Origin of the sequence: Streptomyces sp. NPDC092370, assembly GCF_044755265.1 — a bacterium.
Taxonomy (GTDB): Bacteria; Actinomycetota; Actinomycetes; order Streptomycetales; family Streptomycetaceae; genus Streptomyces.
In genome coordinates, this window is sequence record NZ_JBIVQO010000007.1 from 53,382 (window position 1) to 68,345 (window position 14,964).

Genomic DNA, 14,964 nt, shown 5'->3' on the forward strand with positions numbered 1-14,964 from the left:
CAAGGGAAGGCCGCTAGGGACGGGAACACGCTCCTAGACGCCCCTCCCGTCCGTCGTTCCCCCGTGGCGGATGGTAGGGGGCACAGAGAAGGGGCGGCCCGCATGGGCCGCCCCTTCGTTCTGCGCTACGCCTGGCAACGCTCGTATTCGTCACTGAACAGACAGGACAGTCGGACGAAGCTCATTCCGGCTATCTTCGCGGCTTCGTGAACGTCGGTGGTCCCGTAGTTCTCTCGAAGCCACCATTCCTTAGCCGCGTCGCGGTGCTTCATCTCCTCGTACGCGGCTTCTCGGCGGGCCGCTTCCGCGGCTTCCCGCTTCGCCCTGTCGGCGGCCCTGGCCGCCGTGGTCACGGCCTTCTGAGTCCATCCGGCGGCCTTCGCCGCGCAGCTCGACCCGTAGTAGTGATCTGCGAAGTCGTTCCCGTCCGCGTCAAGCTCGATCATCTGGACCGTGCCCCGAAGCTCGGGCTTCCCGCAGAGTTCACAGGTCGTGATCTCGTCCGTCGTTCCGCCGACTCGAAAGACCTTCATCGGTCGTTCCCCTCTTGAGTTATCAAGCCCGGCCCGTTCTCGGGCCGTTCTCTCGCTGACAGGTGAAACTCTACGGCGTTTAAACGGGCTATGTCAAATAACAGCTTCAGGAGACGAGTAAGGCCCCCGCTGTGGCGGGGGCCTTCTCTGTTGTCAGTGCTTGCAGCCGTACATGACGCATCCGTGAGCGTTGACGCTGTACCCGCAGCGTCCGTGACGCTGCGCCCACCGGATGAGTTCCGCGTCCGCCTTCATGTCCCGGATTTCGCCGAGGATGGCCGCACCGGTCACACCGTCCGCCGCTTCGCCCTTCTCGACTTCGCGCCGGAAGGCCGCGCGGTACGCGTTCACGTCGTCCTCGTAAGCGGCCAGGTCGAACAGGCTCCCCTTATCGCGCTCCGAGTACGAGACGCACAGGAAGACAGTCTTCTCGGCGGTCGCGTTCACGTTCGTCGCAATGAACATTGCGTTTCCCCTTTTGAGTTTTCATCCGGGCCGGCCTGGCCCGTCTCTCGCTGACAAGAAGAACTCTAGGGCGTTTAAACGATCGTGTCAAATGATAGTTTCAGGGCAACGAGAAGGGGGCCGGTTTCCCGGCCCCCTCGGTCTTGCTACGCGTTCACGGCTTCCCGGCAACGGCTACAGACACAGTCTCGGTCGTGCACGCTGGTGCAGTGCTCCGAGAAGGGCGACTGTCCGGCGTCGAGGATCGTGTGACACATCCGGCAGAAGCTCACGCTCGACTCTTCGAGGTAAACCCACCGGTGAATTCCCTTGCGGAGCGTAACGGCCATTGGCCTTCCCTTCATCCGGCCCCCGGTCGGGGGCCTTCTCTCGCTGACAAGGAAGACTGTAGCACCGTTTAAACGAGATTCCAAATCATAGCTTCAGGCAAAGCAAAAGGGCCGGTTGCCCGGCCCTCGGTTACTCGCTCAGCCCTTTAGCCTGCTCCCACTCGGCCACCTGCCACGCGTCCACGCGTACGACTTCCACGGGCCACCCGGCCCCCTCGTACGCGGCCCGTACGGTTCGGCCGGCCACGGCCCCAACGTCCCACAGGGACGGCACGCGCACGGTCATGGTCCACTCGGTCACGTCGTCCCACATCTGCGCCGTGGCCCCGTAGTCGACCAGCTCACCGGTAACGGCGTCGAGCGTGTCGGACGACTCGGCCAGGTTCCGCCCGTGGTGCCTCACTCGCACTACGGCCTGATACTCGCGCATGGTTTAAACCTTCTCTCTCGCTGACACAGTGAAGGGGGCCGGTCGCCCGGCCCCCGTTGGGGAGGTTACAGAATCCCGAACCGCTTCGCTACGGCCTCATTGTTCCTCTGGCCCCGGCCCCCGGTGTTTCGGCTTATCCACTCGGCAGGCTGGTCTTTGGTGGCGGGGAAGCAAAGCCATCCGTGATTCCGGCGCTCGACCTTGAATCCTGCGGCCTTGATTGCCTCGGCGAGACCTTCCGGAGTCCTCTTCACCTTTGCCACTGTGACGCCCTTCCTTCGCTGTTCCCTCGCTGACAGGAAGAACGTTACTCATATTTGGAATCCTTGTCCAGTGGCTCAGGTGGGTTGGTTGTTGCTGTTGTCTTTCGTCTTTCCCCATGCCTCGGGTGCCTAGAGCGGGTGGAGTGGATTGGACCCCCCCTTGAAGCAAGCAATAGGCCCCCCATGTATGGAGGTTACTCACTTCAAGAGGGGAGCCTGTCAGTCGTACTCGGTACGCCTGTCACGGTATGTCGCTTACAGGACCGGTTAAGGGAATTAGCCTCACCGCAGGGCCGGGAAGTGTGATCAGAGCTAGGGGCCGCTCGCCCGTTCCCTCTGCGGGAACACCGGTCCGGGCCTGCCTTCACCCGATCTGTCTGTCACTCGGTATGCCGTGCCCCAGCGGGCTTCTCTACCTTCCGGTGGCTGAATCCGGAGTCGGTCTTTTGGTGAAGCGGAGCCGTTCTCTTACCGCTGACTCTCTGGACTCCCCAGGGCGTCAACCTGGGGCCGCAGGGCGGTTTCCTGGGACCGCTCTCCCTCGGCATGTCGTTTCCCCCCGGTGCCATCCGTGGGGCCGTCCTACGCGGCCACGGCCCAAGATCGGCCGTGCCCGAGGGACGTTACTGTCATTTGAACTAGACGCACAAGCTATACGCGAGTGATCAACGCCACGCGTTTACACACGTTCCACATGACAGCATCCGTGCGCGAGCGTCCGCGCCCTGGCCGAGAAGGCCGGCCGAGGGCCGAGGGGCCGCTACGCGGGCCGTACAGAGCCGTTCAGGGTGTGCCCGGACACGGAGAAGGCCCCCGCCGAAGCGGGGGCCGTAGGGGGCTCTCAGGGGCTCAGTAGCCGCGACGATCCGTGTACGTCTCGATGTCGTGTTCCGACGCCTTCACCAGCTCGATTCCGCGCCACCCTTCGACGTGATACGCGCCCAGGTGGGGGAGTACCCGCCGAATCGTGCCAACCATGCCGAAGCCGGGGCGCGAGACGCGAACCTGAGTGCCGACCTTCAGAGGCAATACGGAGTGCATCGGTCTTCCCTTCATCCGGCCCCTGGGGGGCCGTTCTCGCTGACAGGGAAGACGATACTGTTATTTGGAATCCGGCGCAACGTTTAAACGACGAAGGCCCCCGCCGAAGCGGGGGCCGTGGTCGAGCTGGTCGAGCTAGGCGGCATTCGCCTTCTCGTACGCCTCACGGATGGACGCGGGCACGCGGCCCCGGTCGTTTACCTCGAAGCCGTTGGCCTTCGCCCATTCCCGAATCGCGCCCGAGTCCTGGGCAGGCTTGCCGGTCCCCATGCGGCGAACCGTGGCACGGCCCCCGGACACCTTCCGGGCCGCCCCGAGGTACGGGGCCAGGTCCTCACGAAGCTTCTCGGCGTTAACGTCGTTCAGGTCGATCTCGTACGTCTTCCCGTCGAGGGCGAAGAGGACAGTCTGAGTCGCTTCGGAACCGTCGAGGTCATCCGTAAGAAGCGTGATTACCTTCTGGGCCATGGTGTGTTCCTTCTTCGGGAAAAGTTCGATTACGTTGGACTTCTTACCAGCGTGGCAACTACAGCCACAAGTCATTCCGCTTACCGTGCGGACGGGGCACGCGCCATGGTGCCCCGTCATGCACCACCCGAGCTTCACGGGGTGACCAGCGTCCCCCCGTGCGCCTTCGCGTACGCCTTCAGGACGTTGTCAGGAATCCGCCCGGTGTCCTTGACCCCGAAGCCGTTCTGACGCGCCCAGGCTCGAATTACGGCGCTCGAATCCGTGGCCACGGTCACGGCCGGAACCTTCGCCACCGAGGCCGCGAAGATGGGGGCTTGAACCGCCGGGGGCTCCCAGGCCGGCCACGGCTCATCCGACAGGGGCTCTTCGTCCTCCTGGCCGTCCTCGGCGACCAGCTCGACCAGCTCGGCCCCGACAGGCTCACGGCGCTTCAGAAGGTGCGTGAACAGGTGCACGGCCAGGGGCACGGCCAGGGAGGGCACTCCGCGGATTACCGGCCCCGGAACGGTGTCCGGCAGGCTGTTGGACCACAGCGAGTAGGCGAAGAACAGGGCGGCCAGGGTCCACGGGTAGGCCGTGGCCTTCCATCCGTAGTCGCGAAGCCGGTAGGCGACCCATACGGCCACCGTGACGAACCCTTCGACGATAAGCGGGTATATGGGGCTCAGGTCGTGGTTTCCGTCGCTCCCCAGGTAGACGCTCCGAAGAGCCTCATACGAGAGCGTGAACGCCCCCGCAGCGATACCGGCGACCACGCTAGCGGCGGCCTTATCCGTCTTCTGCACTGGATTCCCTTCCGGCCCTTCGGGCCGTTTCTCGCTGACATTGGGAACCTAGCACTTGGCATGAAGGGATTTCAAGTTCTAGCTTCACGGGAAAGGAAGAAGGCCCCCCTTCCGGGGGGCCTTCCTGCTACTTCTCGGCCTTCTCGACCTCTTCGCGCTTCACGAAGTCCCACCGGTGAGGGTGATTCGGGTTTCCGTCGCACGGCTTGTGCCAGGCGCAAACCATCTTGTAACGCGGGTCTCCGAAGTGGTTCATCTTGTTTCCCTTCCCTTGGGCCGGTTGGCCCCTCTCGCTGACAAGAGAAACGATACTAGTATTTGGAACGCTGTGCAAGCGTGTAAACGGTCCGAGTGTGAAGAAGGGGCCGGATTCTTCCGGCCCCCTCGGTCACTCGCCCTTCAGGGCCTCTTCAAGTTCGAGGCCGGCCGAGAGCCTGTTAGGCCAACCCATGCCGGTGGGGGCCGTCTTGATCGCGTTTCCGGCCAGGTCGGTGCACTGCCATACGCCCCGCCACTTCACCACGTAGCCAATCGGCTTCGGGGCTTCCCCCGGTACGTCCACCACGACCCGGTAACGGCCCTTACCCGCGCGCTCGAAGTCCATTGCGTTTCCCTTCTCTCTGCTGACAAGGGGAACGTTACTATCATTTGGAATCGAGGGCAAGTTTAAACGGCCTCGGAAACGAAGAAGGCCCCCGCCGAAGCGGGGGCCGAGGGCGGTTAGGCCACCCTCTTTATGTAGAACCGCTGGAGAGAGCCGCGCGGGGCCTCCCCGCGCCGCTCGCGGGCGGTCTGCTCCTCGTTCCAAGAGTGGCAGCGCTCTTCGATCTCGGCGTAAACGCCCGGACCCTCGTAAACGTCGCCCTCGGGGCGGCTGTGACCGAGAAGGACCCACTCGCCGGAAACGTTCATTGTTCTTCCCCTTCGCTCTCACCGGGCGGTTCCCGGTGTCTCGCTGACAAGAGAAAGCTAGCACGTTTAAACGCTGATTCCAAATGACAGCTTCAGGGGAAAGAGAAGGCCCCCTTCCGGGGGCCGCTCCCTGTCAGCCTTCGTACTCGTCTACAACGCTCTGCCAGTAGCGGCGGGCCGATTCCGTGTGAGCGGTCCGGGCCAGGTCCACGAAGTTCGCGGGGGCCTTGCCGGGCTTCTTAGTGGGAGCCTGGGGCTTCTCCTCGGCCTTCGGCTTCTCGGCCGTCTCAGGGGCCTTCACGGCCTTCTCGACCAGCTTCCGGCGGAGACTGAAACCGCCCTCGGCCTTCGATACTCGACGGACCGCAGCGCGGTTCCGCGCGGCCTTCCGGGCCTCTTCCATGGTCGCGCCTTCGACCTCGGCGACCTCTTCACCAGCCTTGTTCGTGACGGCCCACACGTCGCCAGGCTCGAACCCCTCGGGGATCGAGGGGGCCTCGGGAAGGTCCATGTTGACCAGCTCGGCCAGGGGGGCCGCGTAAACCTGAACGCCGCTGCGGGAGCTGAGCACCAGCTCACCGGTAATCGCGTGCTTCAGGTCGACACACGCACGGGCCTTGAATTCGGCCTTCACCGGCACCGGAACCTTCAGCGGGTTCTTTCGGCCGGCGACCTTCCCGCCGAACAGGAACATCCCGTTCGTGTCGGCAACGGCGGCAGTCTCGGAAATCTTCATGGTCTGCATTGCGCTTCCCCTTCGGGCTGTTGCTCTCTCGCTGACAGGTGAAACTCTACGCTGTTTAAACGAGGCGTGTCAAATACTAGTTTCGAGCGGGGCCAGAAACGCCAAACGGCCCCCCGAAGGGGGCCGCTCGACCGGCTGTTAGGCCGCTATCTCCATCACCGTTCCGAAGGGGCAGACCGGCATACCAACTTCAATCCACTTCGCGGTAGTGCGGACCACGTACCCGCCGCACTCGCATTCCGAAGAACACTGAACCTTGATCATGCGGGTTCCCTGCTTCTTCGGGCCAGAGGAAACCGGGGGCTCTTCCGGCGACTCCTCGGGGTCTTCCGGGGTCGGTTCCGTCTTCGGCTGGACCGGCTTACCCATGGGGTACAGGGTGGCGTGCGAGTAGGGGCCGAGGGCCTTAGCAAGCTCCCGAAGCTTCTCGGCGAGTTCGGGAGTGGCAACCGTGGCAGTCATCTTCCCGGTAAGACCGAGGGCCTTAGCGGCCTTCGCGAAGGCCCCCTTGTGGCCGCTCTTGCAGTCGTCCGCAGCGTGCACCAGCTCATGAATCAGGACGTCGAGGACGCGGGCCGCATCGTTCATTTCGGGGCTGATGAAGATGTGGTTCACGCCGTCCTCGGAAACTCGGCTAGCCCAGCACTGGCCGAGGATCTTCGCGCTTTCGCGCTTCGCGCCGTAGCCGAAGCCGACCGAGACGTGAAGCTTCTCGGGAAGCGGGAACTCGATCTTCTCGAACTCGGGCCGCAGGGCGTCAATCGCCAGGTGAAGCCACTCTTCGCGGGTGATCTCTCGCATTGTTCTTCCCCTTCGTTTTCCGGCCGGTCTTTCCGGCCGTCTCGCTGACAGGAAGAACGTTACTGTCATTTGGAATCTGTGTCAACCGTTTAAACGGGCCGCTCCAGATGCTAGTATCAGGGCATACGAAAACGGCCCCCGCCGAAGCGGGGGCCGTCGCACCGTACCTACCTCAAGTGTCAGCGAGAGAAAGGGGAAGGTGCGGGTTCGAGAGTACCGGAAGGTTCCTGGCGGAAGCTATCCGGACCGGGCTTCGAGCATCCGCGCGTACGCGTCGAGGGCGCGAGCGTCCGGCCGTAGGCGCCAGGTGCCGCAGCGCTCTACGCGGACACCGTGAAGGCCGCGTAGGGCGTCAATGTCTCGGGCGTAAGTGACGTGCCGGGCCTCGGGGTCGAGGCCGGCCGATCGGCACCACTGGCGGAACTGGGCCAGGCTTCCGGCCAGGACTACAACGCGTTCAGGCACGGTCACCCGCGGCCCCTCGAACTCGGGCCAGGTGGGCATAGACCCTGTCGAGGGCCGGGAAGTCCTCGGCGTCGAGCCGTTCTAGCTCTCGCTCGACCTGGGCGGCCTCGGCCGTGTCGAGGTAGAGGCAGTAAGGGTGTTGCGTCCTCTTGCGGTAGGCCCTCACTCGGCGGCCCCCTCGGCGACGTACCGCGCCGATACGTCCTCGGTCCCACGGACGCGGGTTACGGTCGTCTTCGCGTACTTCGCCGCGCTGTACTGGCCCTTCATGCCGGACAGGCAACGCTTCACCTGCCGGTCAAGGCTCTCTTCCGTCTCGGCTTCGATCACCCGAGGAAACTTCGGGTAGTAGGCGTGCGGGTTGTCGACGATGACCCGTATCACGACTGCACCCCCACGGGGCGGACCGCATCGCGCACGATGGCCAGGGCCTGAGTCTCGTTGAACCCCTGATCGGTCAGGGCCTCGAAGAGAGCACGGATAGCCATAGCGGCCGAGATCATGTCAGCGGCCACGCTGAACGGGTTGTAGGGCTTGCTCACGCGAGAAACCTCCGGGTCTCTATCCCTGCCTTCTCGGCAAGTCGGGCGGTCATGGAAGCCCCTCGGCTTCCGTTGCGAATGAAGGCCAGGCAGACATCAGGCTGTAGCTCGACCAGCTCGACGTTCCGCAGGAACCCCGCACGCTTCCCGTGCCGGTCCCAATCGGCGGGCCGCCGGATCACATGCATTCCGGTCGCCCTGGCGTATTCGTCGGCGAGAGCATCCGCCCCGGTGGGGCAGGTTCCGTGAATCAGTACGGCGTGATCGAAGGGCGTCTTCGCCTCATACAAAGCCCGGAACACCTCAAGCTCGACGGTCCGGGCGTCCTCCCAATCTCGGGAGCCTGTAACGAGGATCTTCAGGAGAACCGAACCTCTTCGCGGTCCGCATAGCCCTTCTCGGCCTCGGCCAGAAGCATTTCCCACGCCATGCCCTGAGCGGCCTCGGTCGAGTGCGCGTCGTACACCCAGAAGTACGCGGTCTTCGAGCTACCGGAGAAGCCGAGTCGTTCGGCCCAGTAGCGGCCCCGCCGGAACGGGGTAGACGAATCCAGGTAGACCCGCGCGAAGGGCCGCGTGTGGAACTCCTCGGCTACCTCAACGTCTCGGCTACTGCTGATCACCTTGCCGTGAAGCGGGCCGCCTACCGCAAGCCCCCTCAACAGTGGTCACCGCTCACGTACACGGGGACCGGAACAACGGTGGTCGAGTGTCCGGAACCTCTCGGGGTCGAGGGGCGGGCCGGGGCCGGCCGAGGGGCCGAGGGCTTCGAGAAGGACGGAGCGCGCGGGGCCGGGGCAGGGGCGGGCCGAGGGGCACCTATGCCCATGGGGGCCGCACACGCGCTGTTCTCGTCACACGACACGATGCCGATAGCGGCCAGAAGGGCGGCGGCCAGGGCCACGGCAAGCCGCTTCGAGCGGCTGAGCGTCTTACGGTTCATTTCGCGGGGCCTTTCGGAAATTGGAACGGAGGGGGGCCGGGACTTTTCACCGGCCGCCCTCCGCATTTCGTGTTTCTAGTATCAGGTGCCAAGGGTGGCGGTTTCAAATACTAGTTTCGGTGCGCAGAAGAGGTGACGTACTGCGAATGGGCGTTAGTCATGGCGTCACGGCTTCCGGGGCCGGAATGCGCCTTAGCTTCCTGCTGACGCTTGACGACACTGTTGTTCAGCGTGCGAACGATCTTGTCGATAGCCCGAGAAAGCCGCATCGTTTCGGCCGAGGAAAGAGACTCGCCCTGCTCGTACCGCTTCGCGATCACCTGGGAGTCGAGGGCGGGCAGAAGGCCGTAAGCGCGGTCGAGGTCCCAAAGGGCCACGACGATTCCCCCGGCGGCGACGGATACGGCGTCGTCCTTCGTCGGGGCCTTCTCCCAAAGCTCAGGCTGGAAAAACGCCTTCTCGAAGAGCTGTCGCACTTCCGAGGACGTGTAAACGTACTCCGCAGAGTGGTAGATGTACGTATACCGCTCTTTGCCCGCGTAGCTGACGGCAATCTTCCGGAAGTTGTTCCGAAGCTGTCCATCGGGGTACTCGGCCGCTTCGTACACGGCTTCCTTCTCGACGACGTGAAGAAGGATCTCCTGTCGAATGTCCTCGGCCTCGATACCGGGGTACTCCTCGGCCACTCGACGCGCGACACCCTCGGCAATCTTCGTGTACTTCGTCCAGTCAATCATTTGCGAGTCTCCTAAGTGGCCTACTGGCCGTAAGTCTTGCCTTCGACCACGAAGGTTCCGTTCGGCTTAATGAACACCGGGGAAGGGGTTACCCGGTTCTTGTCGACGTACAGGATTCCGAAGCCCTGTTGCCAATTGGCGTGACCGGCCCTCAGATAGTGGGCACTCTTCAGGTCCATGAGGTTTCCGACTTCGAAGCCGAATCGCTCTCGCGTGAGCTTCGAGTTCACGGCCATGTGTTCGTGCTGGATTCCGAGCTTGTGAGTGTGGCCGCACACGACCGAGTAACCCCACTTGCGCGCCAGGGCCAGGGCGGTACCGCCCGGCATTCGGGAGCTACCCCCTTCGTCGCCATGGGCGAGAAGCCAACCGGGGGCAATCTCGTACGGCTCTTCGTGATAGGTCACGCCGTACTTCTCGAAGTCGAGCAAGCTCGGCACTTCGAGGGCCTTCAGCCCCATAAGGCCAGGGGCACGCGAACGGACGTAGTTCAGGGGCCTGTCCATGTGGTTCGAGCGGCTTACGTGAATCGGCCCGTCATGCACGGCCCGCAGGCCGGCCAGGACCCGCTTACCCGCTTCACAGTGCGCCTGAAGATCCCCCTTGTACTCACCGGCCATGCCCCGAGTCCAACGGCTGATCTGGGGGAAGTCGACTTCATCGCCCACGCTCGCTATCTCGTCCGGCTTGTACTCGGCCAGGAAGCCGAGGACGTTCCGGACGGCCCGCTTGTCGTGGTAGGGAATCTGCATGTCGGACAGAACAACAATGCGCTTCACAGGCTAACGCCCTTCTCTCGAAGAGCGTCTTCGAGTCTTTTCAATCGGATATCCAGCATGGCCGCATAGACGGCCAGGTCTTGAGCTTCTTCACGGGCGTACGTCACCAGCTCGACCAGCGGCATGGTTTCGAACTTCTGGCCTTCGGGTTCCTCGTACTGTTCGGCCCCGATTCCGAGGATTCGCCCTCGGCACTGCCGGATGAAGTGACCAACTTCGTCGGCCAGTTCGTCACTCGTCATCGCTTGATCTCCAGTTGGTCTAGAAGGCCCTCGGGGCCGTTGGCCAGTACGAAGCTGTTCACGTCGTGTCCGGCCGGCATGGGGGATATTCGAGCGTTCTTGATCTGCTCGGCGACCTTCTCGGCGAACTCCATCCCCTGTCCCTTGTCGTCCTGGTCGGCGAGGATGTACACGGCCCGGTAACCCTTGAAGCACCGGGCGAAGTAGCTTTTCCATGCGCTCACACCAGCAATGCCCACGGCGGGGATTCCGGCGAGACTGGCCGCTATCGCGTCGAATTCCCCTTCACAGATGGCGATATGGTCCGAGGGGACGAGAAGCGCATTCGCGTTGTAGATGCGGGGAGGGTCACCGGGAACGCTGCGGTACTTCGGGCCGTCCCCGTCGCCTAGGCGACGGAATCGCACGGTCATAACCCCGGCCCGAGTGAGGTAGGGAACGGCTAGCATTCCGCGCGCTACCTCATGCCCCGGCAAGGGGCTTTCGACGTACCCCAGCCTGTAGAAGGCTGCGTTGTCCTCGGACAGGCCGCGACTCTTCAAATACTCCACGGCGGCGGGGCTTCTCGTTAGATCCCCCTCGTATCGCGCCGTAGCTTCCTCCAAGAAGCTTTTCAGTGCAGGATCGGGTACAAGAGAAATCGCGGCATCCTTCCTGGTCAGCGATTACGTCGAAGCTGTCGCCCGAGATATCGCAAGCGAAGCACCGAAAGCGGTTCTCTTCGGTGCACACGGAAGCCGATGCATTTCGGTCTTCGTGAAAGGGGCACTTCATCTTTCGGAAGCGCGACCCTTCCGGAACGTCAGTGGCTCCGTAGTGCTCTAGCACTTCCGCTATCGGCGGCTTCTCCATCCGCCCTCACATTCCAAATACTAGTTTCGGACGGGTGGCGGAATCAAAGAGTCGGGAAGACCTGAATCCGTGCGCCCGGTTCGCTGCGGTCGGCGAAGACCTTCCGGGCGTCGAGAACGACGACCAGGGCGTCATCCTCGAAGGCCCCGCCGGCCTTCAGGCCGTCGAGGGTCGAGCGACAGAGCTTGTCGAGGTCGGGATACTTCGCCGGGTACCGGGGGGCGTCCGCTCTGAGCTGGTCGGCAAACCGCCCGGTGCGGTAATGGCTCTTCGGCCGCTTCAGTCGGAACACCACGGAAACACCGACGTACGGCCAGGGGCCGAAGGTGTGGTTCAGGGCCTCGGCCGAGACGGCACTACGCCACGGCTTGACCTTCTTCGAGGACTCCACCATTCGGCCCCCGCCAACGTGCCTCTTACTGCCCTGGGGGGCAGGGGTGCCGATCACGTCTATCTCGATCACCCGGTGAGCCTCATTCGCTCCATGTCGGCATCGAGATAAAGGATCATCGCGCCGGACGCATCCGCCTTCCCTGTACGGTTCTTGACGACGGAAACGCCCATCTGGCGGGAACCGTCTTCACCGATCCGGTGAAGGGTGAGAATCATTTCCGGCACGCGGCCTATCTGCCCCTTGATCTGAGACAGGGGAACGGGCTGGTTACCGTCGTTCGAGTCTCCCTTTACGTGGTGCAAAGCGACCACACACGCGCCCGTCATGCGGGCAAGTTCATGCAGGTACTCACACACCTTTTCCAGGGCGACGTAAGAGTTACTGTCGCCCTCGGCGTCCGGCACCACGTTGGAAATGTTGTCAACGATGATCAGTTCGGGCCAGGCCCCGTAAGTGACCGCGAAAGCCTTCAGCTCGGCTTCGAGGTCATCAATGGTGAGACTGGCGGTGAAGTCCCACCGGAGATGATCGAGGCCGTCTAGCTGAGCTTCTACGGCGTTCGTCTTGCCGTGCTCTAGGGCGTTCTCGATATCCCTGGTCGACCAGCCCGAGACGTTCGCAGCACAACGAACGAACATGGTTTGAGGGTCGGTGTCCGCGCTGAAGTAGAAGGCCGGTACGCGGGCATGTAGTGCCAGGGCCATGCTCAGGGCGGACTTACCGACACCGGGGGCCGCAGAGATGATCGTGAACTGTCCTCGGCGGAAGTGCACGGTGTTCGCGGCGAAGGTCTTGAAGAGCGTAGGAAGGGGTTCGCCGGTCTTACCGGCGTCGCCCTTAGCTCGAACAATCGTGTACAAGGGCGATCCTTCGAGAGTTCTTAGACGGACGCCCAGACAGGCAGGGGGGCACAGTTGCGGTAGCGGCTCGCCCGGAATTCGCCGGTCGTGGCGATCAGTCCGCGCTTCGCGGCTCGACGCATCACGGGGCCGAGGGCGCGCGGCTCACGCGGCTTGATCAAGCCCAGGTCCCACAGGTCATCCGTGGTGAAGTCGTCGAGGACGCCGGACACTTCGGCGACGAAGCCGAGGGCATATCGCTTCCACTCGTCATCCGCGTTCTTGTCGACCTGGGCGATAGCAGCGTCACGGGTCTTCTGGGCGTCGAGGTTCGTAGGCATGGGGCACTCCGCGGGCTTGTTTAAACGGGCATGAAGAGGGCGCGTTGGGCGGCCTTACGGCCTGGCAGTCGCGCCCCTGCCATTCCAAATATGAGCTTCGGGCCTACTTGATGAACTCCAGGCCGCACGCGTCCGGGGTGCCCTGGGGGGCCGGGCATCCCCAGGCACGCCAGGTGCCGGGCTTGTTCCGGTAGGGCTTCTCGATGAACCGCTTCGTACCGTGCGGGCACGTCGGGGGAGTGCCGTAGGGGGTCTGGCCGGCCGGAGCCTGGGAAGGGGCCTGAGAAGGGGCCTGAGCGCCGTTGTGGCCGCCTCGGTCGTAGCTTCCGGGGTGCTCGACCGGACGGGCCCCGAGCTGGGCCCCTAGGATCTCCTCGGCCCGAAGGGCGGTCACGGCCTCACCGATCAGGGCGGAGACGCCAGACTGAGAGAAGCCGTTCAGAAGGTCGACCAGCTCAGTCTGAGAATCGGCCTTCACGACAACCCACGTAGCGTCATGGCCGCCGTGGCTCTTCATGGTCACGGTGAACTTCTCGGGGGTCTCAGACATTCACACTCTCCTGATAGGGGTATTGGCGGGCGTCGACTCCGTTGAAGTCGCAGTAGCGCCGGACCGTACAGGTGCGGCACGCGTCGCCAGGATTGGGAAGGAACAGGCCGAGACGAACGGCCTTATCCATGTTGCGGAACCATCGGGTGACCTTCTCAAGCGAGTAATCCTGAAGGTTCCACGGTTCGGTAGGGGCGTTGTTCTTCGCCATGAAGTAATCGCCGAAACCGGGCTTCTCGCCGAACATGTCGTTCACGGCGTGGTCGTAGATCGCTAGCTGAAACGCCGTGTCGGGAAGCTTCGTACCGGTCTTCAGGTCCCTTACTCGAAGGTGACCATCCGGGTATTCAACGATCTGGTCAATGAACCCTCGGATCAGAATTCCGCCGAGGTCGAGCGTGAACCCGAGTTCGACGGCCGGCTGACCCTCGATCGGTTCCCAGATGCGTTCAGGGGCTTCTATCGCGTACTCGAAATACGCTTCTACCTGATCCCGTCCGCGCTTCCGGCGGTTCTTGATATCCGTCTCGGGCTTCGTGGTGCCACCGGTAAGCCATCGGGAAGTATCAGGCTCGACGGCCAGGGCGGCGGCCATGTCCCGTTCCCAGGCTTCTTCGAACCACTCGGCCATCTGATCGGGGCCGTAGGCCCGGTGGCTCTTCTCCCACTTCTCTACGGCTTCGTGGTAGGCGGTTCCCTGAATGAACCACGCGGCTTGATTCTGCGGGGCCTTAGCGACCTTCTCTAGCCGGTAAGCCTCACCGCAGCGTACGAAGCTCCCGTACTGCGATACGGAGCGATGCGTTACGGGTTCGCCCACGGTCACGCCCCGGCGGGGGTGTGGTTCCCGGTGGCGACGTTCTCGATCTCGCCGAGGAACGCGGCCATGGTCACGATGTCCACGAACTTCGGAACCGTGGCGTTCGAGAGGCGGACGGTAGCGCCGTGAACGACCAGCTCGACGACGTTCCGACCGAGGCCAGCGTCATACAGGGGCCGCACGGTGACCGCGCGGCCGTCGATGTCGGTGAAGGTCTTCGCGGGGATGTTCTTCGAGTCGCCGAAGGCAGTCATGTGATTCTCTCTCTCGTTCCAAATATGAGCTTCAGGGCAAACGGAAGGGGCACCCTGGGGGAGGTGCCCCTAGAAGTCTTTTAAGTTGTGCACGGCCTAGTGGAAGACCCAACAAGCCGTAGTGTATTCGTCGTCATGTCCGCACCCGAGGGTGTCACTCGGGTATCCCTTCAGGGGAACCGCGTCGTTCGGGGACATGGTCCGAGCTATTTCGTAGTCTTCTTCTTCTGCGTTCTGCCGACAGTACGCGAATTCCATTCGCGTTCCGTTCGCGTATCTCAGTCTGACAACCGAGAGTACTTGAGGGAGGTCGTACAGAACGTCAACGCCCTGAAGATCGTCCCCCGCATTGTTGAGGTCCAATCCTTGAGAGCTGTCTACCAACATGGGCTGTTCCCCGAGGCCGTTTCAACTTCTTCCGCACACTGCCAA

26 protein-coding genes are annotated in these 14,964 nt (G+C 63.1%); all 26 read right to left on the reverse strand.

The window, feature by feature from the left end; translation table 11 throughout:
• Window positions 1–125: 125 nt before the first annotated feature.
• The 26 genes from ACIQHQ_RS21560 to ACIQHQ_RS21685 all read right to left on the reverse strand — a co-directional run bounded on the left by ACIQHQ_RS21560 (window position 126) and on the right by ACIQHQ_RS21685 (window position 14,532).
• Window positions 126–533 carry a hypothetical protein gene (locus tag ACIQHQ_RS21560; RefSeq protein ID WP_402613603.1) on the reverse strand — a complete coding sequence of 136 codons (408 nt, stop codon included), beginning with the start codon at window positions 531–533 and terminating at the stop codon, window positions 126–128.
• 153 nt (window positions 534–686) lie between these two features.
• Window positions 687–980, reverse strand: a complete 294-nt coding sequence (locus ACIQHQ_RS21565; RefSeq protein WP_402613605.1) for a hypothetical protein — start codon at window positions 978–980, stop codon at window positions 687–689.
• Between the two features lie 477 nt (window positions 981–1,457).
• Entirely contained in the window at window positions 1,458–1,757 is a 300-nt protein-coding gene (locus ACIQHQ_RS21570) for a hypothetical protein (protein ID WP_402613607.1), read from the reverse strand.
• Window positions 1,758–2,869: 1,112 nt separating this feature from the next.
• Window positions 2,870–3,061 (reverse strand): hypothetical protein, encoded by a 192-nt coding sequence (locus tag ACIQHQ_RS21575; protein ID WP_402613609.1) that lies wholly within the window; start codon window positions 3,059–3,061, stop codon window positions 2,870–2,872.
• A gap of 135 nt (window positions 3,062–3,196) precedes the next feature.
• A complete protein-coding gene (locus tag ACIQHQ_RS21580; RefSeq protein WP_402613611.1) occupies window positions 3,197–3,529 on the reverse strand; it encodes an Lsr2 family protein in 333 nt (110 codons plus the stop codon).
• A gap of 134 nt (window positions 3,530–3,663) precedes the next feature.
• Complete coding sequence (locus tag ACIQHQ_RS21585; RefSeq protein ID WP_402613613.1) at window positions 3,664–4,317, reverse strand: histone-like nucleoid-structuring protein Lsr2; 654 nt, start codon at window positions 4,315–4,317, stop codon at window positions 3,664–3,666.
• A 127-nt stretch (window positions 4,318–4,444) separates the two neighbouring features.
• A complete protein-coding gene (locus tag ACIQHQ_RS21590; protein ID WP_402613615.1) occupies window positions 4,445–4,573 on the reverse strand; it encodes a hypothetical protein in 129 nt (42 codons plus the stop codon).
• A gap of 132 nt (window positions 4,574–4,705) precedes the next feature.
• Window positions 4,706–4,921 carry a hypothetical protein gene (locus tag ACIQHQ_RS21595; RefSeq protein ID WP_402613616.1) on the reverse strand — a complete coding sequence of 72 codons (216 nt, stop codon included), beginning with the start codon at window positions 4,919–4,921 and terminating at the stop codon, window positions 4,706–4,708.
• A 116-nt stretch (window positions 4,922–5,037) separates the two neighbouring features.
• Window positions 5,038–5,229 carry a hypothetical protein gene (locus ACIQHQ_RS21600; RefSeq protein ID WP_402613618.1) on the reverse strand — a complete coding sequence of 64 codons (192 nt, stop codon included), beginning with the start codon at window positions 5,227–5,229 and terminating at the stop codon, window positions 5,038–5,040.
• Window positions 5,230–5,362: 133 nt separating this feature from the next.
• Entirely contained in the window at window positions 5,363–5,974 is a 612-nt protein-coding gene (locus tag ACIQHQ_RS21605; protein ID WP_402613620.1) for a hypothetical protein, read from the reverse strand.
• 138 nt (window positions 5,975–6,112) lie between these two features.
• Complete coding sequence (locus tag ACIQHQ_RS21610) at window positions 6,113–6,775, reverse strand: hypothetical protein (RefSeq protein ID WP_402613622.1); 663 nt, start codon at window positions 6,773–6,775, stop codon at window positions 6,113–6,115.
• Between the two features lie 627 nt (window positions 6,776–7,402).
• Window positions 7,403–7,624, reverse strand: a complete 222-nt coding sequence (locus ACIQHQ_RS21615) for a hypothetical protein (protein ID WP_402613624.1) — start codon at window positions 7,622–7,624, stop codon at window positions 7,403–7,405.
• Window positions 7,621–7,782: a hypothetical protein gene (locus ACIQHQ_RS21620; RefSeq protein WP_402613626.1), complete on the reverse strand. Its 162-nt coding sequence runs from the start codon at window positions 7,780–7,782 to the stop codon at window positions 7,621–7,623. The genes ACIQHQ_RS21615 and ACIQHQ_RS21620 overlap by 4 nt, the downstream gene beginning before the upstream one ends.
• Window positions 7,779–8,207 carry a DUF2493 domain-containing protein gene (locus ACIQHQ_RS21625; RefSeq protein ID WP_402613628.1) on the reverse strand — a complete coding sequence of 143 codons (429 nt, stop codon included), beginning with the start codon at window positions 8,205–8,207 and terminating at the stop codon, window positions 7,779–7,781. Before ACIQHQ_RS21625 ends, ACIQHQ_RS21620 begins: the two co-directional genes overlap by 4 nt.
• Window positions 8,141–8,404: a hypothetical protein gene (locus ACIQHQ_RS21630; protein ID WP_402613630.1), complete on the reverse strand. Its 264-nt coding sequence runs from the start codon at window positions 8,402–8,404 to the stop codon at window positions 8,141–8,143. The genes ACIQHQ_RS21625 and ACIQHQ_RS21630 overlap by 67 nt, the downstream gene beginning before the upstream one ends.
• 430 nt (window positions 8,405–8,834) lie before the next feature.
• Entirely contained in the window at window positions 8,835–9,461 is a 627-nt protein-coding gene (locus ACIQHQ_RS21635; RefSeq protein ID WP_402613632.1) for a hypothetical protein, read from the reverse strand.
• Window positions 9,462–9,481: 20 nt separating this feature from the next.
• Entirely contained in the window at window positions 9,482–10,240 is a 759-nt protein-coding gene (locus ACIQHQ_RS21640; RefSeq protein WP_402613634.1) for a hypothetical protein, read from the reverse strand.
• On the reverse strand, window positions 10,237–10,482 hold the full coding sequence (locus ACIQHQ_RS21645) for a hypothetical protein (RefSeq protein WP_286065825.1): 246 nt from the start codon (window positions 10,480–10,482) through the stop codon (window positions 10,237–10,239). Before ACIQHQ_RS21645 ends, ACIQHQ_RS21640 begins: the two co-directional genes overlap by 4 nt.
• The gene (locus tag ACIQHQ_RS21650; protein ID WP_402614500.1) at window positions 10,479–10,931 is read right to left on the reverse strand and encodes a toprim domain-containing protein; all 453 of its coding nucleotides are present in this window, start codon (window positions 10,929–10,931) and stop codon (window positions 10,479–10,481) included. The genes ACIQHQ_RS21645 and ACIQHQ_RS21650 overlap by 4 nt, the downstream gene beginning before the upstream one ends.
• A gap of 13 nt (window positions 10,932–10,944) precedes the next feature.
• Complete coding sequence (locus ACIQHQ_RS21655; RefSeq protein WP_402613636.1) at window positions 10,945–11,334, reverse strand: CHC2 zinc finger domain-containing protein; 390 nt, start codon at window positions 11,332–11,334, stop codon at window positions 10,945–10,947.
• 43 nt (window positions 11,335–11,377) lie between these two features.
• Window positions 11,378–11,797 carry a RusA family crossover junction endodeoxyribonuclease gene (locus ACIQHQ_RS21660; RefSeq protein ID WP_402613638.1) on the reverse strand — a complete coding sequence of 140 codons (420 nt, stop codon included), beginning with the start codon at window positions 11,795–11,797 and terminating at the stop codon, window positions 11,378–11,380.
• Window positions 11,794–12,588 (reverse strand): DnaB-like helicase C-terminal domain-containing protein, encoded by a 795-nt coding sequence (locus tag ACIQHQ_RS21665; protein WP_286065822.1) that lies wholly within the window; start codon window positions 12,586–12,588, stop codon window positions 11,794–11,796. The genes ACIQHQ_RS21660 and ACIQHQ_RS21665 overlap by 4 nt, the downstream gene beginning before the upstream one ends.
• A 20-nt stretch (window positions 12,589–12,608) precedes the next feature.
• Complete coding sequence (locus ACIQHQ_RS21670) at window positions 12,609–12,908, reverse strand: hypothetical protein (RefSeq protein WP_286065821.1); 300 nt, start codon at window positions 12,906–12,908, stop codon at window positions 12,609–12,611.
• Window positions 12,909–13,011: 103 nt separating this feature from the next.
• Window positions 13,012–13,458: a hypothetical protein gene (locus ACIQHQ_RS21675; protein ID WP_402613641.1), complete on the reverse strand. Its 447-nt coding sequence runs from the start codon at window positions 13,456–13,458 to the stop codon at window positions 13,012–13,014.
• On the reverse strand, window positions 13,451–14,278 hold the full coding sequence (locus ACIQHQ_RS21680) for a RecB family exonuclease (RefSeq protein WP_402613643.1): 828 nt from the start codon (window positions 14,276–14,278) through the stop codon (window positions 13,451–13,453). Before ACIQHQ_RS21680 ends, ACIQHQ_RS21675 begins: the two co-directional genes overlap by 8 nt.
• Window positions 14,279–14,280: 2 nt before the next feature.
• Window positions 14,281–14,532, reverse strand: a complete 252-nt coding sequence (locus ACIQHQ_RS21685; protein ID WP_402613645.1) for a hypothetical protein — start codon at window positions 14,530–14,532, stop codon at window positions 14,281–14,283.
• Between the last annotated feature and the right edge of the window lie 432 nt (window positions 14,533–14,964).